Consider the following 18,433-nt stretch of genomic DNA (forward strand, 5'->3'; position numbering starts at 1 on the left):
ATGAGATTGGGATATTTTGAAGCAGTCGTATTAGGCTTATTGCAGGGGCTTGCAGAGTTTCTGCCAATCAGCAGTTCCGGACATCTTGCCTTGGCGCAGAGTCTGTTCGGTGTAGAAGCAGACAAAGTGTTGCTCTTTGCAGTTTTACTGCACCTGGGTACTCTGATTGCGGTCTTTGTCGTATATTGGAAAGATATTTGGGAACTAATCGTAGAACTTTGCGTAACTATTAAGGACTTGTGCACCGGCAAGGGACTTCGTCTCGAAGAAAGACCGGTTCGCAAACTCGGCGTAATGATTATTGTAGCAACCATTCCTACGGCGGTCATCGGACTTTTGTTCAACGACTTTTTCGAAGGGCTTTACTCCTCCATGGTAGCCGTAGGCATAGGTTTTTTAATTACCGGTGTGCTCATGTTTCTTGCAGAAAAAATGGGCTCTGCCAACCGTGATATCAGAAAGATGAACTGCAGAAATGCACTGTTTATCGGTGTACTGCAGGGCATTGCCATTTATCCGGGTATATCCCGTTCTGGATCTACGCTGGTAGGCGGTTTGACTACAGGACTAAAGAGAGAGTTTGCAGTAAAGTTTGCATTTCTTATCTCTATTCCGTCCATTTTGGGCTCTGTAGTGTTAGAAGCACCTAAGGCACTGGAAGGTGATCTGGACACAGCCCTTTTGGGACCGATTCTGGCGGGCATGCTGGTAGCAGCAGTTTCGGGCTATTTTGCCATTAAAACGATGATTCGTATCGTATCTAACAAAAAGTTGAGCTATTTCTCTTATTATGTGTGGATTTTAGGTCTATGCACAATCGGCTACGGACTTTTCTTCGCATAAATTCGAATTTGCGGCTCACATTGACAAATTAGACAAAACGCATGGGGGAAGAAACGTGGCGCAGGCTAAAAAAAAGAAAACAACAAAGAAAAAATCTGAAAGTCCGGCAAAGAGCAAAGCCAAGGCTGAAATAAGACAAATGCAGGAGAAGAGAAAGGCTGACCAGCGTGTTATCGACGTGATTTGGGGCGTAATCTTTATTGCTATTGGTATTTTTCTCTTTGCGGCGGAACAGTTTCATGCGGCAGGAAATCTGGGCAATTCCATAGGAGACGCATTAAAGGGAATTTTTGGTCTTGTGGGATTTATCGTGCCGTGGTATCTGGTGGCGCTGGGAATTATGCTCATTGTCAATAAGCTGACCCATATATCAGGGAAGTCATTTGCCCTGATATTTGTCATGCTTCTCATGCTGTGCATTCTTAACAGTGGTAGATTTATTGATAGTGAGATTTTGGCTTATGATTTAGGGAAGTTTTATGAGGACGGCGTCAGTCTCAAAGGCGGCGGCTTTTTTGGCATGGTTTTGGGAACCTTTCTGACAAAACTTGTCGGTAAGGTTGGACTCTTCATATTTTCTATCGTTGTCATTATTATTGGAATTCTCCTTGTTGCCAATACCCCGGTGTCCAGAGGAATTGAAAAGATTTCTGATAAAGCAGAAGAACGAAAGCTTTTGAAGGAAAAGGAGAAGGAGCAAGCCGCAGAGCAGATAGATCTCTTTGCGGAGAATGGACGTGATATCAATATTATTACGCCTTTTGACGACGCTGGATTACTGGGTAAAAATCCGGAAAAGAAAGAGAAAAAAAGTAAGAAAAACAATGTACTAAAATATATGACAGACAATAATTTGTTTGGCAGGGACGAAAAAGAGGAATTGCCTAAGAAGGAAGAACCGGCAGTATTGAAGGAAACCCAGATTAGTTACGGTCTGGAAAGTAGTATTACGCCTTCTGGATATGGACTGACTGGGGAAGTATCCTACAGTGGATACGGTCTTGAAGGCGATGTTTTTTCAAAGGAAGAATCTGAAACGGGAACTTCCGAAAATAGCTTTGTCAGAGTCAAAGACGGAAAGAAATCCTATGGTCTTAGCGATATCAACGATGCGCCAAAGAAAAGCGCTCTCGAGGATGTCAGCGGCATTGCAGTGGTAGAAGAACCTGCAAAGCTTACGAAAAAAGAGGCAAGTTCCATTACACTGGATCCGTCGGAGATGTCTGCGGTACAAAAGCCTAAGGGCAAGTACAAAAAACCGTCTTCCGATTTGCTGAATAAGCCGAAGATTCAAAACAAAGGCAATATCAATATTGATTTGAAGATGAAAGCGGCAAAGCTGGAGGAAACCTTAAAGAACTTTCACGTGGACGCAAGGGTTATCCAGGTGACTCAGGGACCTGCAGTAACCCGATATGAAATTCAGCCAAACGTAGGTGTAAAGGTTAACAGTATCGTAAGACTTGCTGACGACATTGCGCTGAACCTGGAGGCTAAGAGCATTCGTATTGAAGCGCCGATTCCGGGAAAAGCCGCAGTGGGAATAGAAGTGGAAAACGACAAAATCAATATGGTCACTTTGCGTGAGATTATTGACTCCAAGGAGTTTAAAGAAGCAAAATCTAAAATCACCTTTGCAGTGGGAAAGGACATTGCAGGAAAAGCCATTGTGGCAGACCTGAAGGGTATGCCGCATCTTTTGATTGCAGGTTCGACAGGTTCTGGTAAGAGTGTATGTATCAACAGCATTATCACTAGTATTTTATACAAGGCTGACCCTGACGAGGTGAAGCTGGTCTTAATTGACCCGAAGGTGGTAGAACTAGGCAACTACAATGGCATTCCGCACCTTTTGATTCCGGTGGTGACAGAGCCCGCAAAGGCTGCTGCAGCGCTGAACTGGGCTGTTGCTGAGATGACAGATAGGTATAAGAAGTTTGCGGAAAGTCAGGTTCGCGATTTAGAAAGCTATAACGAAACCATGCGGATGAACGGTGAGGAAGAACAGGTAATGCCGCAGATTGTCATCATTATCGACGAGCTTGCCGATTTGATGATGGCTGCACCGTCTCAGGTGGAAGAGTCCATCTGCCGTCTGGCTCAGATGGCAAGAGCTGCGGGCATGCACCTGATTGTAGCTACCCAAAGACCGTCTGTGGACATTATTACCGGTGTTATCAAGGCGAACATTCCCTCCAGAATTGCTTTTGCAGTATCCTCCCAGTTTGACTCAAGAACCATACTGGATATGGCTGGCGCCGAAAAGCTGGTTGGAAAGGGCGATATGCTCTTTAATCCGCTGGGCATGGGGAAACCGGTTAGAGTCCAGGGCACTTTTGTGTCTGACAGCGAGGTGCATGACGTCATTCAGCACGTAAAAGGACAAGTTGAAGACGTTGAATATGCTGGTGAGGTAATGAACACCATCGAAAAGGGAAATTTGCCGCAGGCAGGTGGAAAGGACGAGACGAGCGACGAGCTTTTACAGGAAGCAATCGAATGTGTCGTATCGGCAGGACAAGCTTCTGTATCCATGTTGCAGAGACGGTTCAGAATCGGCTATAATCGCGCTGCCAGAATTGTAGATATGATGGAAGCAAGAGGGATTGTAGGACCGCAGGACGGAAGCCGACCGAGGCAGGTGCTGCTGTCTGAAGACGAACTAAACGAAATGAAAAACGAAGTGGAGACTGAATGAGAATTTATATAGAAACCCTGGGCTGCCCTAAGAATTTCAATGATTCGCAGGTGGCAGCAGGCATATTGGAAAACGAGAATCATATTATTGTAAACGAACCGGAAGACGCAGATATCATCATGGTGAATACTTGTGGATTTATTAATGATGCTAAGACTGAGTCTATCGAAAAGATTTTGGAGATGGCGGAGTACAAGGCTGACGGCAAAAAACTGGTGGTTTCCGGCTGTCTGTCACAGCGCTATGCAGACGATCTTTACAAGGAAATGCCGGAGGTAGATTTGTTCGTCGGTGTCAACGAATACGAAAAATTGCCAGAACTTTTCTCGTCTCTTTCTACACGGGCTGTTGTTTGCAGCAACTGCGTTTCCGACGTACTGGAATCTCAGGCGAGAAAGCTTTCCGAAAATCCTTATACTGCGACCATAAAAATTGCAGAAGGGTGCAATAATATTTGTGCTTATTGCATTATCCCGAAAATTCGCGGCAAATATAGAAGTAAGAGAGAAGAGGACATTCTAAACGAAGCAGAGCAACTGGCTGCGGCTGGCTGCAAGGAACTGATTCTCATTGCACAGGATGTGACCTATTACGGCAAGGACCTTTACGGGGAGCTTCGTCTTGCCAAACTGTTGAAAAAGCTTTGCAAAATTGATGGAATTAAGTGGATTCGCCTCATGTACTGCTATGAGGACAGAATTACAGACGAGTTGATTAGGGTAATGGCAGAAGAAGAAAAAATCTGCAATTATTTAGATATTCCTATTCAGCATGGAAGCGACAGTGTTTTACGCGCCATGAACAGACGATCGACATCGGCATCTATCACAAACACCTTACAAAGACTCCGCACAGCAATTCCGGATATTCACATCAGAACGACGCTGATTGTAGGATTTCCGGGCGAAACCGAAGAAGATTATGAGACTCTAGTAGAGTTTATTGAAAAAGAAAAATTTGAGAGACTAGGAGTTTTTTCCTATTCGCAGGAGGAAAATACGCCGGCAGGCGAGATGGAAAATCAGGTTGATGAAGAAATCAAGGCAGAGCGCCTCGATGGAATCATGCGCAGGCAGATTGAGATTTCCCTGGAAAGCAACCAGGCTAAAGTCGGAAAGACGCTGGAAGTTTTGGTAGAAGAAATGGAGGAAGAAGGTAGTTTCATCGGCAGAACCCGCTATGACGCACCGGAAATCGACAATGCAGTGATTTTTACATCTTCACAGAACCTTCTGCCGGGCGATATGGTAAAAGTTTTGATTCAAGATGCATTCGACTATGATTTAGTTGGAACGGAGGTTTAAGAATGAATTTACCGAACAAATTGACTGTGGGCAGAATTGTTGCTGTGCCGTTTTTCATTGCAGCATACATGATGGGATATAATCTCGTTGCCTTTGTACTGTTCATTGTAGCGTCTTTTACAGACATGTTAGATGGTAAAATTGCGAGAAAGTATCAACTGGTTACTAATTTTGGGAAGATCATGGATCCGCTGGCAGATAAGATTCTTGTTTATTCTGCCTTTTGCCTGATGGTAGAGGACGGGACAGTGCCGGGATGGATGCTGATTGTCATTTTGGCGAGAGAATTTGCTATCGCAGGTATGAGAACGGTAGCCGCGTCTGAAGGAACGGTCATTGCTGCTGGCATGAGTGGTAAAATCAAAACTGTTCTGCAGATGATTGCAGTGCCGCTTTTGCTTCTGACTTCTGCTCTTGGGAGTATGCCGCAGATTCAGGAGTACTGCGGGCTTGCAGGAGAAATATTCCTGTGGGGTTCCCTGATTATGACGGTATATTCCGGGATAGAATATATTTGGAAGAATAAAAGCGTGTTCTCTATGTAAACCAGTGAGAGTTACGCATAATCAAGATTTTGCATGGAAGTGGAGGAGCATGCGATGAGGACTGCAATTTTAAGTGTCGGAACGGAGATTCTCTTTGGTCAGATTACCAACACTAATACTGTATATCTTTCCCAGCAGTTAAATCTGCTGGGTTTTGACGTTATGTATCATTACACGGTGGGTGATAATTCAGGACGCCTTTCTGAGATGATTGAAATGGCTTTTCGCGATTGTGACCTGGTAATCACCACGGGAGGTCTTGGGCCGACAGAAGATGATTTGACAAAAGAGACAGCCTGCAGGGTTTTGCACGATGAACTGGTGCTTCATGAGCCAAGTATGGAGAGGCTGGTTGCCAGAGCAAAGGCATACGGAAAGCCGATGACTCCTAATAATTATAAGCAGGCGATGATGCCTAGCAGGGCAGAGGTGTTCAGCAACGAAGTGGGCAGTGCGCCAGGACTAGCCCTTTGCGAGGATGAAAAAATGATTATCTGTATGCCGGGACCGCCGCGGGAGATGACATGGATGTGGGAAAACAGAGTGCGTCCATACCTGGAAAAGCTGCAGACCGGCGTGATTTACTACAGAACCCTGCGCATGTTCGGCATTGGCGAATCACTGTTGGAAACCAAGCTTTTGGACTTGATTGATGCTCAGACGGATCCGACCCTTGCCACCTACGCAAAGGAAGGCGAGTGCAGCGTGAGAATCGCTTCCAAGCGTGCGACCTGCGAGGAAGCTGTAAAAGCCGTGGAAAATATGATTGCACAGGTTTCTGAAAAGGTGGGCGAGTATATTTACAGCGTTGACGATGAGGAATTGGCAGATGTGGTTGCAAAGAAACTTCTTGAACGAAATATTTCCGTTTCAGCTTGTGAATCCTGTACCGGAGGGCTTTTTTCCGGGGCGCTGACTGATACGCCCGGGATTTCAAAGGTCTTTGACCGGGGACTTGTGACTTATACCTACGGCGCAAAGATGGACGAGCTGGGCGTGAAAGAAGAAACGTTAGCAGCGTATACGGCGGAAAGCAGTCAGGTAGCGAAAGAAATGGCTGAGGGTCTTGCAAAAAAAACTGGCAGCAGACTCTGTATCTCTGTAACCGGCATTGCAGGACCAGGTGGCGGAACCCCTGAAAAACCAGTGGGGCTGATTTATATCGGCTGCGTTTTTGATGGTCATACAGAGGTAAAAGAAGTCAGAATGCGCAATGTGAGCCGCAAATGGAACCGGCATTACGCTGTGCTCAGCATGTTTGACATGATAAATAAGACGATTGACCAGACATGGAATTAAATTCAATTGTTGACATATAATGTAAAATATGTTATAGTGAGTATGAACGGACAGAGACTTAAGGAACAAATAAAATTTGTAAAAAATTTTTATGCAAAAAAGCCTTGACCGAAAGCAAATAATAGGGTATTATAATTTAAGAACAAACGTTCTTTATTGGAGGTAAAGTATGGCTACAGCAAAAGAACAAAAAAATGCAAAGAACCCGAAGAGTGAGAAAGAACAGAGAGAAGCGGCATTGCAGGACGCAATGGATCAGATTCAGAAACAATTCGGTCAGGGCGCTATTATGAAGCTTGGCGACAATACCAAGATGAACATAGAGACCATTTCGACAGGATCCATCAGTTTGGATTTGGCAACCGGCGTAGGCGGTGTGCCGAAGGGAAGAATCGTAGAAATCTACGGACCAGAATCTTCCGGTAAGACAACATTGACGCTACATATCGTTGCAGAAGCACAGAAGAAGGGCGGCAAGGCGGCATTTATTGACGCAGAACATGCGCTGGATCCTGTCTATGCAAAGAATTTGGGCGTTAAGATTGATGAGCTTTTAGTATCTCAGCCGGATACAGGAGAACAGGCACTAGAGATTTGTGATATGCTGGCACGCAGTGGTGCGCTGGATGTTATCGTAATCGACTCCGTTGCAGCGCTAGTTCCTAAAGCCGAAATCGAAGGCGACATGGGAGATAATCACGTGGGTCTTCATGCCAGACTGATGTCTCAGGCACTTAGAAAGATTGCAGGTAATGTAAACCGTTCTCACACTTGTGTGGTTTTCATCAACCAGCTCCGTGAGAAAATCGGGGTCATGTATGGAAGTCCGGAAGTTACCACAGGCGGACGCGCTCTTAAATTCTATTCTTCCATGCGTTTTGACGTCAGAAGAGTAGAAACTATAAAAAGCGGCGACCAGATGCTTGGAAACAGAACTAAGGTCAAGATTGTTAAGAACAAGGTTGCTCCGCCGTTTAAACAGGCAGAATTCGATATCATGTATGGAGAAGGCATTTCTAAGGCCGGAGATGTTCTGGACAGTGCAGTAGAATTGAAAATCATTGACAAGGCAGGCTCCTGGTACAGCTATGCCGGTGATAGAATCGGACAGGGGCGTGAGAATGTGAAGAAGTGGCTGCAGGAGAATCCAGACATGCTGGACAAAGTTCAGAATCAGCTTTTAGAAACACTGCAAGAACAGCAAGGGGAAGCAGCACCTGTATCTATGGATGGCATGATGGTTGATGAAGACGGTGTGGTAATCGAATAGTTTATTTACAGCAAGCGAAAGCTGTGCGGCATTTTTCCTTAAGAGAAAGACGCACAGCTTTTTGTGAATACTGTTTTTTATAATTCATTTTCATCATCATGTACTGGAGCATTAAAGTCGATATCTTGAATATCTATTTCATTATCAAAATAGTTGGTATCAGTGTCAACTGAAAAGTCATTATCAAAGAACCATTTATATGCGCGGTTAGCTATAATTTTAGTTTCTGTAAAATCAAGATCTCCGCCGACAATAGCGCCAACGCCTGGAAACATTTTTGTTAAATTAAAAATTCCTTTTGTTCCTGACTTTGTTATAAATCTAAATCCTACTTTTTGGTTTATTCTAGTTAAAACTCTACCGGGTATTTTTTTGATGAGTCCATTTGTTAATTTCATACCAAATTTTATGCCGGACTGCTTTAAAATATTATTAAGTGCAACGCCTGCAAGGCACGCATATACAAAAGTTTGTGTCTGGTCACTGTTCAATTCATAATCAGCCATATGGCTGTCATGGTAAAGTTTGAAAACCACCATTAGTACTTTTAAGCGATTTTTGCGAAAAAGGTACGAAAACCTGCAAATTATTTATATCCATTATATGAAAAATAAGGAATTTACTTCTGTATAATGAAAGGTTTGTACGAAAATGGAACCATAGAAAAGAAAAAAGAACGAAGACTTTCAATTCTATTTCGTTGTATTTGCTTAAAACCTTTTGGTTAGTATAAAGTGACTCCTAATTTTTGATACCTTTTTTGCAGAAAAGCGGCATAGGTACGAAAATCCAATATTCGTAACCTTTCTAAGCAGGCTTTTCTCGTATTGACTTTACTATAAAAAATAGGTATACTAAAGTGACTTTAGGAAATTTGAGTAAGGAGAAACTATGGAAGCAATTACTTGTATAAAGCAAAGAAGAAGTATCAGAAAGTTTAAGCCAGAAGTTGTGGATCACGAGGTTGTAAGAGAAATCGTAGAAGCTGCTTCTTTTGCGCCGTCTTGGAAAAATACACAGATTACAAGATATATTGTAGTTGAGGACGAGGCTGTAAAGGAAAAAATCGCTGATGAATGCGTATTAGGCTTTACTTACAATGCAAAGATTATCAAGAATACGCCGCAGCTTGTTGTTGCGACTTATATCAATGGGAGATCCGGCTTTGAGAAAGACGGTTCTTATACCACCGGAAAGGAAGACAGATGGCAGAATTTTGACACAGGTATCGCAGTGCAGACCTTCTGTCTGGCCGCCCATGATAAAGGAATCGGTACTGTAATTTTAGGTATCTTTGATGATGAAAAGGTTGCGGAAGCAATTAATCTGCCGGAGGGACAGACTGTTGCAGCATTAATTCCGATGGGATATCCGCTGGATGCGGAAGCACCGGCTGCTCCAAAGAGAAAAGAGGCAGACGAACTTGTCAGCTATCTGTAATAGAAAAGTTATAATATAGAAACAGACAACCACTGCACGGAAAGCCTGTGCGGTGGTTTTGTTTTGCGGAAAAAATTTCTGGGTGCTATTGACATGGATGATTTTATGTGATATAAATATGATATCAAATTGATATCATAAAACCCAAAAGGGAGAAGAGGAGTAACGTTATGGAAAAAAAGACGAATTTTACACAGAAAGAGATTAAGCCAATCAACGGCATGGGTATGCTGATACTCATTACTTTGGGCATTTTGGCAGCCATTGCAATGATTGTAGTTGGCTGTATCAATCTTGGAGCAGTTGGAATTGCAATGATTATCGCAGGAGGACTGGGAACAATTATTCTTCCGCTTTTATATGCGGGTCTTAGAGTAGTTGGACCTAACGAGGCGCTGGTGTTGACTTTGTTTGGTAATTATCACGGTACGATTTTGAAGCAGGGTTTCTATTTTGTGAATCCGTTTTCTACTTATACCAATCCGACCTATACGAAAGAGATTGCTGCAGCAAAAGCAGAAGCCGAAACGCAGGCAAAGAACGGAAAGTTTTCGCTAGGTTCTATTAAAGTGAGTGCAAAGAAAACCGTTTCTTTGAAAGATAACACCTTAAATAACGGGGTACAGAAGGTTAATGATGTGATGGGTAATCCGATTATCATTGGGGCAGTGGTAATTTGGAAAGTTGTAAATCCGACCAATGCAGTATTTAATGTAGAAGATTATGCCGAATTTTTGTCGATTCAGACCGATTCTACCATCAGAAATATTGCAAGAATGTATCCTTACGACAGCTTAAATACGGAAGATCATGAGCATGCTAACGAGAAAACGCTCAGAGGAAGTTCTCAGGAAATCGCAGATAACATGAAAGCGGAGCTGAACAATAAGGTGGCTTTTGCAGGACTTGAAATCGAGGAAGTTCGCATTACACATCTTTCCTATGCAGAAGAAATTGCGGCGGCAATGCTGAGAAGACAGCAGGCTGAGGCTGTGATTTCTGCAAGAGCGAAGATTGTTGACGGTGCAGTCAGCATGGTAAAGATGGCTATTGACAAATTAGGTGAGGAAGAAGTAGTATTTTTAGATGAGGAGAGAAAGGCAGCTATGGTATCCAATCTGATGGTAGTACTGTGCTCTGATAAAGATACACAGCCCATTGTCAACAGCGGCAGTATCTACTAAGTTCAAATAGCAGGGGAAATGAATTTGAAACAGCAAGAGGATTAGAGAGATGAAAGGTCGGATGCAATGACGAGCGAAAAAGACATTTTAAAAAAGGAAAAAGAATTAGAAACACGTCTGTCTAAGCTTCAGCAGATGGAACAGGAAATTAAGGCAAAAGAAAAGGCTGTGAAGCAGGCTGAAAAAGCCAAGAAACAGGTTATTTTGCGAATTGCGCCGTCTCTTTGGGAAGAAATCGCAAGGTGGGCGGAAGAGGATTTTCGCTCTATCAACGGGCAGATTGAGTTTATTTTGTCAAAAAGTGTGCAGGATAGGAAACACAAATAAGAGGATAAAAGCGGGCAAGAGTTTAAAAGTTTTCCGGCAAATAACATTTGACAATCCCTTTGGGATATGCTATGATAATTGAGTTAGACCGCTCGGAAAGGGTTTATTTTTCATGCAAAGCGCATCTAGCGCTACCCGATAAGGCGAGACTGGATAGAGGAGGTAAGAACACAATGTACGCAGTAATTGAAACAGGCGGAAAGCAGTACAGAGTTCAGGAAGGCGATGTAGTAACCATCGAGAAGCTGAATGTAGAAGCTGGCGAGAAAATCGCATTTGACAAAGTACTGGTTTTAGCTGAAGAAGGAGACCTGAAGGTAGGTGCACCGTATGTAGAAGGTGCAGTTGTTTCTGGAGAAGTAGTAGAAAATGGCAAAGCTAAGAAAGTCATCATCTACAAATACAAGTCCAAGAAAGACTACAGAAAGAAACAGGGTCACAGACAGCCATACACTATGGTTAAGATTGAATCCTTAGGAGGCAAGAGCGCTCCGAAGGCAGCTCCTGCAGCACCAAAGGCAGAAGCAAAAGAAGAAGCTAAGGAAAAGAAAATTTCCGCTTCTATGAAGAAAGATGAATTAATTGCTTACGCAAAAGAACATGGTATTGAAGTCGATGAAAAGGCAACAAAAGCCGTTATCATCGAAACCATTGAAGCAGCGAAGTAATTTCCATTTTAGCCACAAATAGCAAGGAGGTGTCTGGACTATGGCAAGTAAAAAAGGAGTAGGTAGCTCTAAGAACGGTCGTGATTCCGAGTCGAAACGTTTAGGCGTTAAGAGAGGTGACGGTCAGTTCGTTAGCGCTGGCAGCATTTTGGTTAGACAGAGAGGTACTAAATTCCATCCTGGTAATAATGTAGGCATCGGCGGAGATGATACATTGTTTGCTAAGATTGAAGGTACTGTTAAGTTCGAAAGAAAAGACAAGACTAGAAAACAGGTTAGTGTTTATCCAAAAGAAGCTTAATTTTTAAGTAAGATTTAAGAATCGTGGAATTTCAACGATTTTAAGAACGGATAGGAGTAGTTAGGAAGAGAAAAAGTATGTCATTCATACAGTATTCCTACACTACTCCTATATTCTTTCTTACATCAAAAACTAAGAAACAGGGGATATTGCTAAAGTGGACAAAGATTTATTTTTTGTCAATTTTGTCAACGTTTTTCTAATAAAACTGTGACAGAATTGACAGATTCTCAGAAATTTGTCCAATTTAGCAATATATGATACACTAAGCAGACGAATTTTGAACGAAAGAGAAAACAGTAAAGGAGGCTTTGACATGTTTGTAGATAGAGCCAAAATATTCATAAAATCAGGGAAAGGTGGCAACGGATGCGTATCCTTTCGTAGAGAGCCCTTTGTACCGGAAGGCGGTCCTGACGGTGGAGACGGCGGCAAGGGCGGCGATGTAATCTTTCAGGCGGATAGAAACTTAAGAACGCTAATGGATTTTCGCTACAAGAGAAAATACGAGGCAGAAAATGGTCAGGACGGTATGAAGAAAAAGCGGTACGGAAAAAACGGGGAAAACCTGATTATTAAAGTGCCAATAGGTACTGTGATTATTGACGAGGAAACCGGTCTTGTGATGAAGGATTTGGTGGAAGACGGCGAAAATTTTGTAGCGGCAAAAGGCGGAAAAGGCGGAAAAGGAAACACCCATTTCAAGAATTCAGTACGTCAGGCGCCGAATTTTGCGGAAGCGGGCGGTTTTGCTAAGGAAAGAAGCGTTATTCTTGAAATGAAGATGATTGCTGATGTGGGTCTTGTAGGTTTTCCGAATGTTGGAAAATCAAGTCTTCTGGCGACGGCAACCAGTGCACAGCCGAAGATTGAAAACTATCATTTTACCACCATTGCACCGAACCTGGGTGTAGTAGAAATCTTTGACACCAGCTTTGTTATGGCGGATATTGCCGGCATTATTGAAGGTGCACATCAGGGACTGGGTTTGGGGCTGAAATTCCTAAAACACATTGAAAGAACCAAGGTTTTGATTCATGTGGTAGACGCGTCTGGCAGCGAAGGAAGAAATCCTATCGAGGACTTTGATAAAATCAACAACGAGCTGCTTAAGTACAGCGAAAAGGTGGCGAACAAGCCAATGCTGGTAGCAGCAAATAAGATGGATATGACCAGCGAAGACGATCCTGCATACATTGAGTTTAAAGAGTATGTGGAGGAAAAGGGATACAGGGTATTCCCAATTTGTGCGCCGATTAACGTGGGTGTTCATGAACTCATGTCGGCAGCCCTGGAAGAACTGAAAAAGGCGGCACTTAATTCGCAGGACGAGGACGAATACGAATATTTCGACTTTGAAACCGATGATAAAGACCCGAACTTCAAAGAAATTTATGCTTCGAAAGAGGGTAATGTTTACGTGCTTACCGGAAAACAGCTTCAGAAAATTTTTGATTCCACAAACTTTAATGATATGGGTTCTCTTCGATATCTCTATAAATATATTGAAAAGAATGGTGCCATTGAAAAGCTTTTGGAAATGGGCCTGAGCGAAGGCGATACCATTCGGCTCTTCGACTATGAGTTTGAGTATTGGGACGAATACTAAAACGAGTTATATTCTTCACCTCTATATAATACTTTATATAGAGGTGATTTTATGAACAAGAAGAAACTCTACTGCCAGGTGACAGCTTGTCTTTTGATTTTGACGGCAGCTTCTTATGGCGGAGAAATAAAGAACGAGACGTTTGCTAAGTATTATGAAAAAGCAAAAGCTATGGTGATGTATCAGATGTCCATGGAAGATGTCAAAAGCGCTGCAGTATCGGTATCTACAGCACTTTCCAGTGCACCGGACAAGGTAGTTTCAGCCGTTGCGAAGATTAACGAGACGTCTAAATACGGCGTGCCCATTGACGAAAAATCTGACGAGCAGATAAAGCAGGTTCATGCAGTAGCAGGCGGCGTTGTGACTGCTTCAGGAAAGGATAAAGAGAAAGGGCTTTACGTAGAAATTCGTCACGAGGGCGGAACTTCTATTTACGGCAATTTAGAAGAAATCAGCGTGGTAGAATCAGAGCGCGTTCAGAGAGGGGAAATTATTGGAAGCTATAATACGCAAAATGAAAAAGAATTTTATTATGAACTCTCGGAAAATCTGTGATATACTAATAGCTGAAAGGCTGGTATAATTATGACAAAACGAATTACAGAGAAAGAATGTGAGGCGCTGTATGCGAAATATAAAACGCCTCCCCATGTAATCAGACATTGTAAGGCTGTCAGCAGGGTGGCGCGAGAAATCGGAAAACAGATGAATCTTCACGGCGCCCAGCTTGATTTAGATTTAATAGAAGGGGCTGGACTTGCCCACGACGTGGCAAGAACCAGCGATAAGCATTGGGAAATTGGCGCAGATATTTTGGATGGTCTTGGCTATCATGCAGAAGCAAATATCGTTCGCGTCCATATGACTTACGATTTTCACGACTTTAAAGAAATTGACGAAACGGATTTAGTCTGCCTTGGCGACCGCCTTGTCAAGGAAGATCAGTATGTGGGTCTTGATGAGCGAATCGATTATATCCTGCATAAAGCGCCGGACGAACCGGCAGTGCACGACAGAATTTTAAAGAAAAAAGAACAGACCAGACAGTTGATGAAACAAATCGAGGCTTTGATTGGACAGAGTATCGACAGCCTGTTTGAGTAAGTGAAAGGAACCGCAGAAAATGAACTTGACTGAAACTTTGAACCATCTGCTGAAACAGGTGGAAAAGCCTGCCAGATATATCGGCAACGAAATTAATATGATTCGAAAGAAGCCGGACAGCGTAAAGGCGCGCCTTGCCTTTGCATTTCCGGATTTATATGAAATCGGCATGTCCTATATGGGACTATCGATTCTTTACAATATTATAAATAAAGACGATGAACTGGCGTGCGAGCGAGTTTTTGCGCCAGCACCGGACATGGAAGCGCTCATGCGGGAGATGGACGTGCCTCTCTTTACGCTGGAGAACAAGACGCCAGTAAGAGAGATGGATTTTCTGGGCTTCACTCTGCAGTATGAGATGTCCTTTACAACCATTCTTAACATGCTGGAGCTTGGGAATATTCCGCTTTTAGCAGCGGAGCGCACCGAGGAAGATCCGCTTATTATTGCAGGCGGCCCTTGTGCGTATAACCCGGAACCGCTGGCTGATTTTGTAGATATTTTCTTAATTGGTGACGGTGAAAAAAGTTTGCCGCTACTTTTGAAAAAGTATGGCAGAGCAAAAGAATCGGGCATGGACAAAACATCGTTTTTAAAGGAAATTGCAGGAGATACAGGCGTTTATATTCCGTCTTTTTACAAAGCAATCTACAACGAAGACGGCACGGTGAACTCCTACGAGAAAAACTTTGAGGGCGCACCGGACAAGGTGCAGCGCTGTATTTTACCTGATATTGAAGATGTTGATTTTCCAACGAATCCGATGGTGCCGCTGATGGAAACGGTGCATGACAGAAGTGTAGTAGAAACCTTTCGGGGCTGTACCCGCGGCTGCAGATTTTGTCAGGCAGGCATGATTTACAGACCAGTGCGTGAGCGTTCCAAAGACAAGATTATGGACCTTGCTATGAAACAGCTAACAAACAGCGGACATGAGGAGCTTTCTCTTTTATCTTTGTCTACCAGTGATTATTCGGCTTTTGAACCTCTTGCCATCGAACTGATGAGAAAATGTAAGGAACAGAACGTTTCACTGTCTCTGCCTTCTCTGAGACTGGATAGCTTTTCTTTTCAGGTGCTCGAGGAGATTCAAGGGTATAAGAAGTCGGGATTGACCTTTGCGCCGGAAGCCGGTACGCAGAGACTTCGTGACGTCATCAACAAAGGTATTACCGAAGAAGATATTTACAGCGCTGTGGAGCAGGCTATTGAGCTGGGTTGGAAGCACATCAAGCTGTATTTTATGATTGGACTGCCGACGGAAACTGACGAAGATTTGGACGGCATCGCAGAGATTGCCAGAAAGGTCGTACAGCTTCACCGCGACTCAGGTAAGGGCGGTCGTTTTACAGTAACGGTCAGCGTTTCTAACTTTGTGCCAAAGGCGCATACTCCGTTCCAGTGGGCACCACAGAATACGACGGAAGAATTTACCCGCAAACATAATTATCTGAGCGGAAAGCTGAAAATCAAGGGCGTTACTTTTAACTATCACGATGACGCTGTCAGCACTTTTGAGGCGGTTTTTGCCAGAGGCGATAGAAAGCTAGGAAAATTACTCCTTGCTGCCCATAACGAAGGCTGCCGTCTGGATGGCTGGTCTGAACATTTCAGTTTAGAAAAATGGAACCGTGCGGTTGAAAAAAGCGGCACTGATATGGATTTTTATACCACGAGAGCCCGCCGGTTTGATGAAATCTTGCCATGGGATATCGTAGATGCTGCAGTTTCCAAGAAATTCCTGATTTCTGAGGCCGAAAAAGCTGAAAAGGAAACCACAACGAAGGACTGCAGATACGGCTGCGCAGGCTGTGGTATTAACAGCAGAGTAGAGTGCAAATGGGGAGGTATTTATGCGTAAATATGTGATTCAGTTTTCAAAAGAAGGCTACATAAAGTATACTTCGCATTTGGACATGCTGCGACTTTTTAAACGCACATTTAAAAAGTGCGGCATAGCTATGGCATACTCTCAGGGGTTTAACCCGCACCCGAAGATGGGCTTTGCACAGCCCCTTTCTTTAGGCTATACCAGTCGCTGCGAGCTTTTGGAGTTTGAGACGACGGTGAACTATGAACCACAGGAAATAGCTGAAAAGTTGCGTAAGGTCATGCCGGAGGGTGTAGAAATTTTTTCCTGTGACTACGACCGCTCAAATGCAAAGTCTTTGGCTGCAGCAACAGAAGCAGCAGAATATCTGGTTCAGTTTCCCGTAGCTTGTGATAAAGCGAAGCACGAAAAACTTTTGACGTCATACTTAGCTCAGGAAAAAATCTTTGCTGAAAAAAGGCAGAAGAAAACTAAGAAAATGGTGACGGTGGATATTCGCTCTAAAATTCGCTCTATTGAGCTGGCAGATGGAGAAAATTTGGCGCTGTCTATGATTCTTGACTGCGGTAGCACATCCAATTTAAGTCCGGAACAAGTCATCTCTTCCTTTGTGGAATTTGCTAGGCTTGATGTGCCTCGCTATGAGATCGAGGTAGAACGGAAAGAGATTTTCTTTGGATGATTTGGAATAAAATAGAATAATTTCCTTGACTTTCCATTTTTCTTCGGGTATGATAGAAGAAAATAGGAAAGGGGAAGCAAGATGGAACAACTAAAACTTTACTTGCGAATATTTAAGGAACACAAAAAAATATTTCAGATAACGGCAATGATTGCGATTGTAATCATTGCTGTTTTAGTTTTTGGACAGTATGGGGAAAAGGACGAATTTTCCGAACAATTCACTGAAGATAACGGACTGACAGTAGAAGAGGACGGCGCATCAGGCGGTGAAATGGATAAAGGCGAAAATCAGGCAGAGTCTGCAGAAAGCGCAAAGATTTATGTAGATATCGGTGGTGAAGTCAGAAATCCGGGTGTTTATGCAGTAGTCGAGGGGACTCGACTCTTTGAAGTGATTAAAGTTGCAGGTGGTTTGACGGATGAGGCTTTTACTGAGCAGATTAATCAGGCAGAGGTGGTAGTTGACGGACAGAAGGTCGTTATTCCATCGTTTGAGGATAACAACGGCACTGCAGCTTTTGGGAGTAGCGGAAATATAGGCGGCACAGGAGAGCCAGCAGCCCTCGGAAAGGATAGTCAGGGACGAATCAACATCAACTTAGCAGACAGCAGTGTTTTGCAGGAAATTCCGGGTGTTGGCCCTGCTACGGCGGAGAAAATCATCGCTTACCGGGAAGAAAACGGTAAATTTTCTCAAATTGAAGACATAAAAATGGTCAGCGGCATTGGAAATAAGACATTTCAAAAGATGAAAGATAAAATTACTGTATAAGCTTTTCTTTCTCTGGCAATAATATCCGCTAAGAGGTGATGAAATGTTTAGCCAGAAAAAGAAAAACCATACATGGATTTATGCATGCGCTGTGCTTATCGTTGCGATTTTCGCTGTGGTGGTGCTCATTGCAGCGCTGACAGGAAAGGAAAGTGAAGAAGAAGCGCTGAAAGCGAACCTTGAAAGCAGAGTAGGTGAAGATGTCGCTAAAGCGGCAGATCCGGGAGATTCAGCGCCGACGTTAGATGATGAGAAGGATAACAATGATGACAATGATGATGTAGCAGGCGAGGGCGAAGATGAACCGCAGAATCATGAAAAAGATACACCAAGTCAGTTTTATCAGTCATATTATTTGATTAAATACGATAAAGATGTTATAAAGATTTTTTTCTCTGATGAGACGGGACACCTGATTGAACTGGAGGATACGACTATTGTATATGAAACTTTGTCGACTCAGGATCAGAACCGGTTCAAGGAAGGCATTAAGGTCGAAAACAGAGATGATTTGAATCGATTAATGATGGATTATGAGAGTTGATGGT

Annotated in this window: 18 protein-coding genes and 1 pseudogene; 18 read left to right on the forward strand and 1 reads right to left on the reverse strand. The window is 43.3% G+C overall.

Features of this window, described 5'->3' with window-relative positions; genetic code table 11:
- The first annotated feature begins 6 nt into the window (after positions 1–6).
- The 6 genes from D1151_RS07275 to recA all read left to right on the forward strand — a co-directional run bounded on the left by D1151_RS07275 (position 7) and on the right by recA (position 7,959).
- Complete coding sequence (locus tag D1151_RS07275) at positions 7–843, forward strand: undecaprenyl-diphosphate phosphatase (protein WP_161908457.1); 837 nt, start codon at positions 7–9, stop codon at positions 841–843.
- Between the two features lie 55 nt (positions 844–898).
- Positions 899–3,541 carry a DNA translocase FtsK gene (locus tag D1151_RS17055; RefSeq protein WP_161908459.1) on the forward strand — a complete coding sequence of 881 codons (2,643 nt, stop codon included), beginning with the start codon at positions 899–901 and terminating at the stop codon, positions 3,539–3,541.
- Positions 3,538–4,845, forward strand: coding sequence for a 30S ribosomal protein S12 methylthiotransferase RimO (gene rimO / locus D1151_RS07285; protein WP_161908460.1), 1,308 nt, complete (start codon positions 3,538–3,540; stop codon positions 4,843–4,845). Before D1151_RS17055 ends, rimO begins: the two co-directional genes overlap by 4 nt.
- A 2-nt stretch (positions 4,846–4,847) precedes the next feature.
- A complete protein-coding gene (gene pgsA / locus D1151_RS07290; RefSeq protein ID WP_160201367.1) occupies positions 4,848–5,390 on the forward strand; it encodes a CDP-diacylglycerol--glycerol-3-phosphate 3-phosphatidyltransferase in 543 nt (180 codons plus the stop codon).
- A gap of 54 nt (positions 5,391–5,444) precedes the next feature.
- Positions 5,445–6,689: a competence/damage-inducible protein A gene (locus tag D1151_RS07295; RefSeq protein WP_161908461.1), complete on the forward strand. Its 1,245-nt coding sequence runs from the start codon at positions 5,445–5,447 to the stop codon at positions 6,687–6,689.
- A 169-nt stretch (positions 6,690–6,858) separates the two neighbouring features.
- Entirely contained in the window at positions 6,859–7,959 is a 1,101-nt protein-coding gene (recA, locus tag D1151_RS07300) for a recombinase RecA (RefSeq protein WP_160201369.1), read from the forward strand.
- A gap of 77 nt (positions 7,960–8,036) precedes the next feature.
- Here recA and D1151_RS07305 read toward each other — a convergent pair whose 3' ends face one another.
- Positions 8,037–8,465 (reverse strand): hypothetical protein, encoded by a 429-nt coding sequence (locus D1151_RS07305; RefSeq protein ID WP_202620397.1) that lies wholly within the window; start codon positions 8,463–8,465, stop codon positions 8,037–8,039.
- A gap of 385 nt (positions 8,466–8,850) precedes the next feature.
- Here D1151_RS07305 and D1151_RS07310 point away from each other — a divergent pair, with 385 nt between their 5' ends.
- The 12 genes and pseudogenes from D1151_RS07310 (at position 8,851) to D1151_RS07365 (ending at position 18,429) form a co-directional block, all read left to right on the forward strand.
- Complete coding sequence (locus D1151_RS07310; protein WP_161908462.1) at positions 8,851–9,399, forward strand: nitroreductase family protein; 549 nt, start codon at positions 8,851–8,853, stop codon at positions 9,397–9,399.
- Between the two features lie 170 nt (positions 9,400–9,569).
- Positions 9,570–10,583 carry an SPFH domain-containing protein gene (locus tag D1151_RS07315; protein WP_161908464.1) on the forward strand — a complete coding sequence of 338 codons (1,014 nt, stop codon included), beginning with the start codon at positions 9,570–9,572 and terminating at the stop codon, positions 10,581–10,583.
- Between the two features lie 66 nt (positions 10,584–10,649).
- A complete protein-coding gene (locus D1151_RS07320) occupies positions 10,650–10,910 on the forward strand; it encodes a hypothetical protein (protein WP_306770869.1) in 261 nt (86 codons plus the stop codon).
- A gap of 173 nt (positions 10,911–11,083) precedes the next feature.
- Positions 11,084–11,386, forward strand: a pseudogene (gene rplU, locus D1151_RS16880) (50S ribosomal protein L21); the annotation flags it as partial.
- A 232-nt stretch (positions 11,387–11,618) separates the two neighbouring features.
- Positions 11,619–11,879: a 50S ribosomal protein L27 gene (gene rpmA, locus D1151_RS07330; RefSeq protein WP_148491958.1), complete on the forward strand. Its 261-nt coding sequence runs from the start codon at positions 11,619–11,621 to the stop codon at positions 11,877–11,879.
- Between the two features lie 316 nt (positions 11,880–12,195).
- The gene (gene obgE, locus D1151_RS07335) at positions 12,196–13,488 is read left to right on the forward strand and encodes a GTPase ObgE (RefSeq protein WP_161908466.1); all 1,293 of its coding nucleotides are present in this window, start codon (positions 12,196–12,198) and stop codon (positions 13,486–13,488) included.
- 51 nt (positions 13,489–13,539) lie between these two features.
- Positions 13,540–14,046 carry a M23 family metallopeptidase gene (locus tag D1151_RS07340; protein WP_161908468.1) on the forward strand — a complete coding sequence of 169 codons (507 nt, stop codon included), beginning with the start codon at positions 13,540–13,542 and terminating at the stop codon, positions 14,044–14,046.
- Between the two features lie 30 nt (positions 14,047–14,076).
- Positions 14,077–14,595 carry an HD domain-containing protein gene (locus D1151_RS07345; RefSeq protein ID WP_161908470.1) on the forward strand — a complete coding sequence of 173 codons (519 nt, stop codon included), beginning with the start codon at positions 14,077–14,079 and terminating at the stop codon, positions 14,593–14,595.
- A 19-nt stretch (positions 14,596–14,614) separates the two neighbouring features.
- On the forward strand, positions 14,615–16,459 hold the full coding sequence (locus tag D1151_RS07350) for a TIGR03960 family B12-binding radical SAM protein (RefSeq protein ID WP_161908472.1): 1,845 nt from the start codon (positions 14,615–14,617) through the stop codon (positions 16,457–16,459).
- The gene (locus tag D1151_RS07355) at positions 16,452–17,111 is read left to right on the forward strand and encodes a TIGR03936 family radical SAM-associated protein (protein ID WP_161908473.1); all 660 of its coding nucleotides are present in this window, start codon (positions 16,452–16,454) and stop codon (positions 17,109–17,111) included. Before D1151_RS07350 ends, D1151_RS07355 begins: the two co-directional genes overlap by 8 nt.
- Before the next feature lie 81 nt (positions 17,112–17,192).
- The gene (locus tag D1151_RS07360) at positions 17,193–17,885 is read left to right on the forward strand and encodes a helix-hairpin-helix domain-containing protein (protein WP_160201378.1); all 693 of its coding nucleotides are present in this window, start codon (positions 17,193–17,195) and stop codon (positions 17,883–17,885) included.
- 43 nt (positions 17,886–17,928) lie between these two features.
- Positions 17,929–18,429: a hypothetical protein gene (locus D1151_RS07365; protein WP_161908474.1), complete on the forward strand. Its 501-nt coding sequence runs from the start codon at positions 17,929–17,931 to the stop codon at positions 18,427–18,429.
- The last annotated feature ends 4 nt before the right edge of the window (positions 18,430–18,433 follow it).

This window comes from Emergencia sp. 1XD21-10 (genome assembly GCF_009936045.1).
In the GTDB taxonomy this organism is placed as follows: Bacteria; Bacillota; Clostridia; order Peptostreptococcales; family Anaerovoracaceae; genus Senimuribacter; species Senimuribacter intestinalis.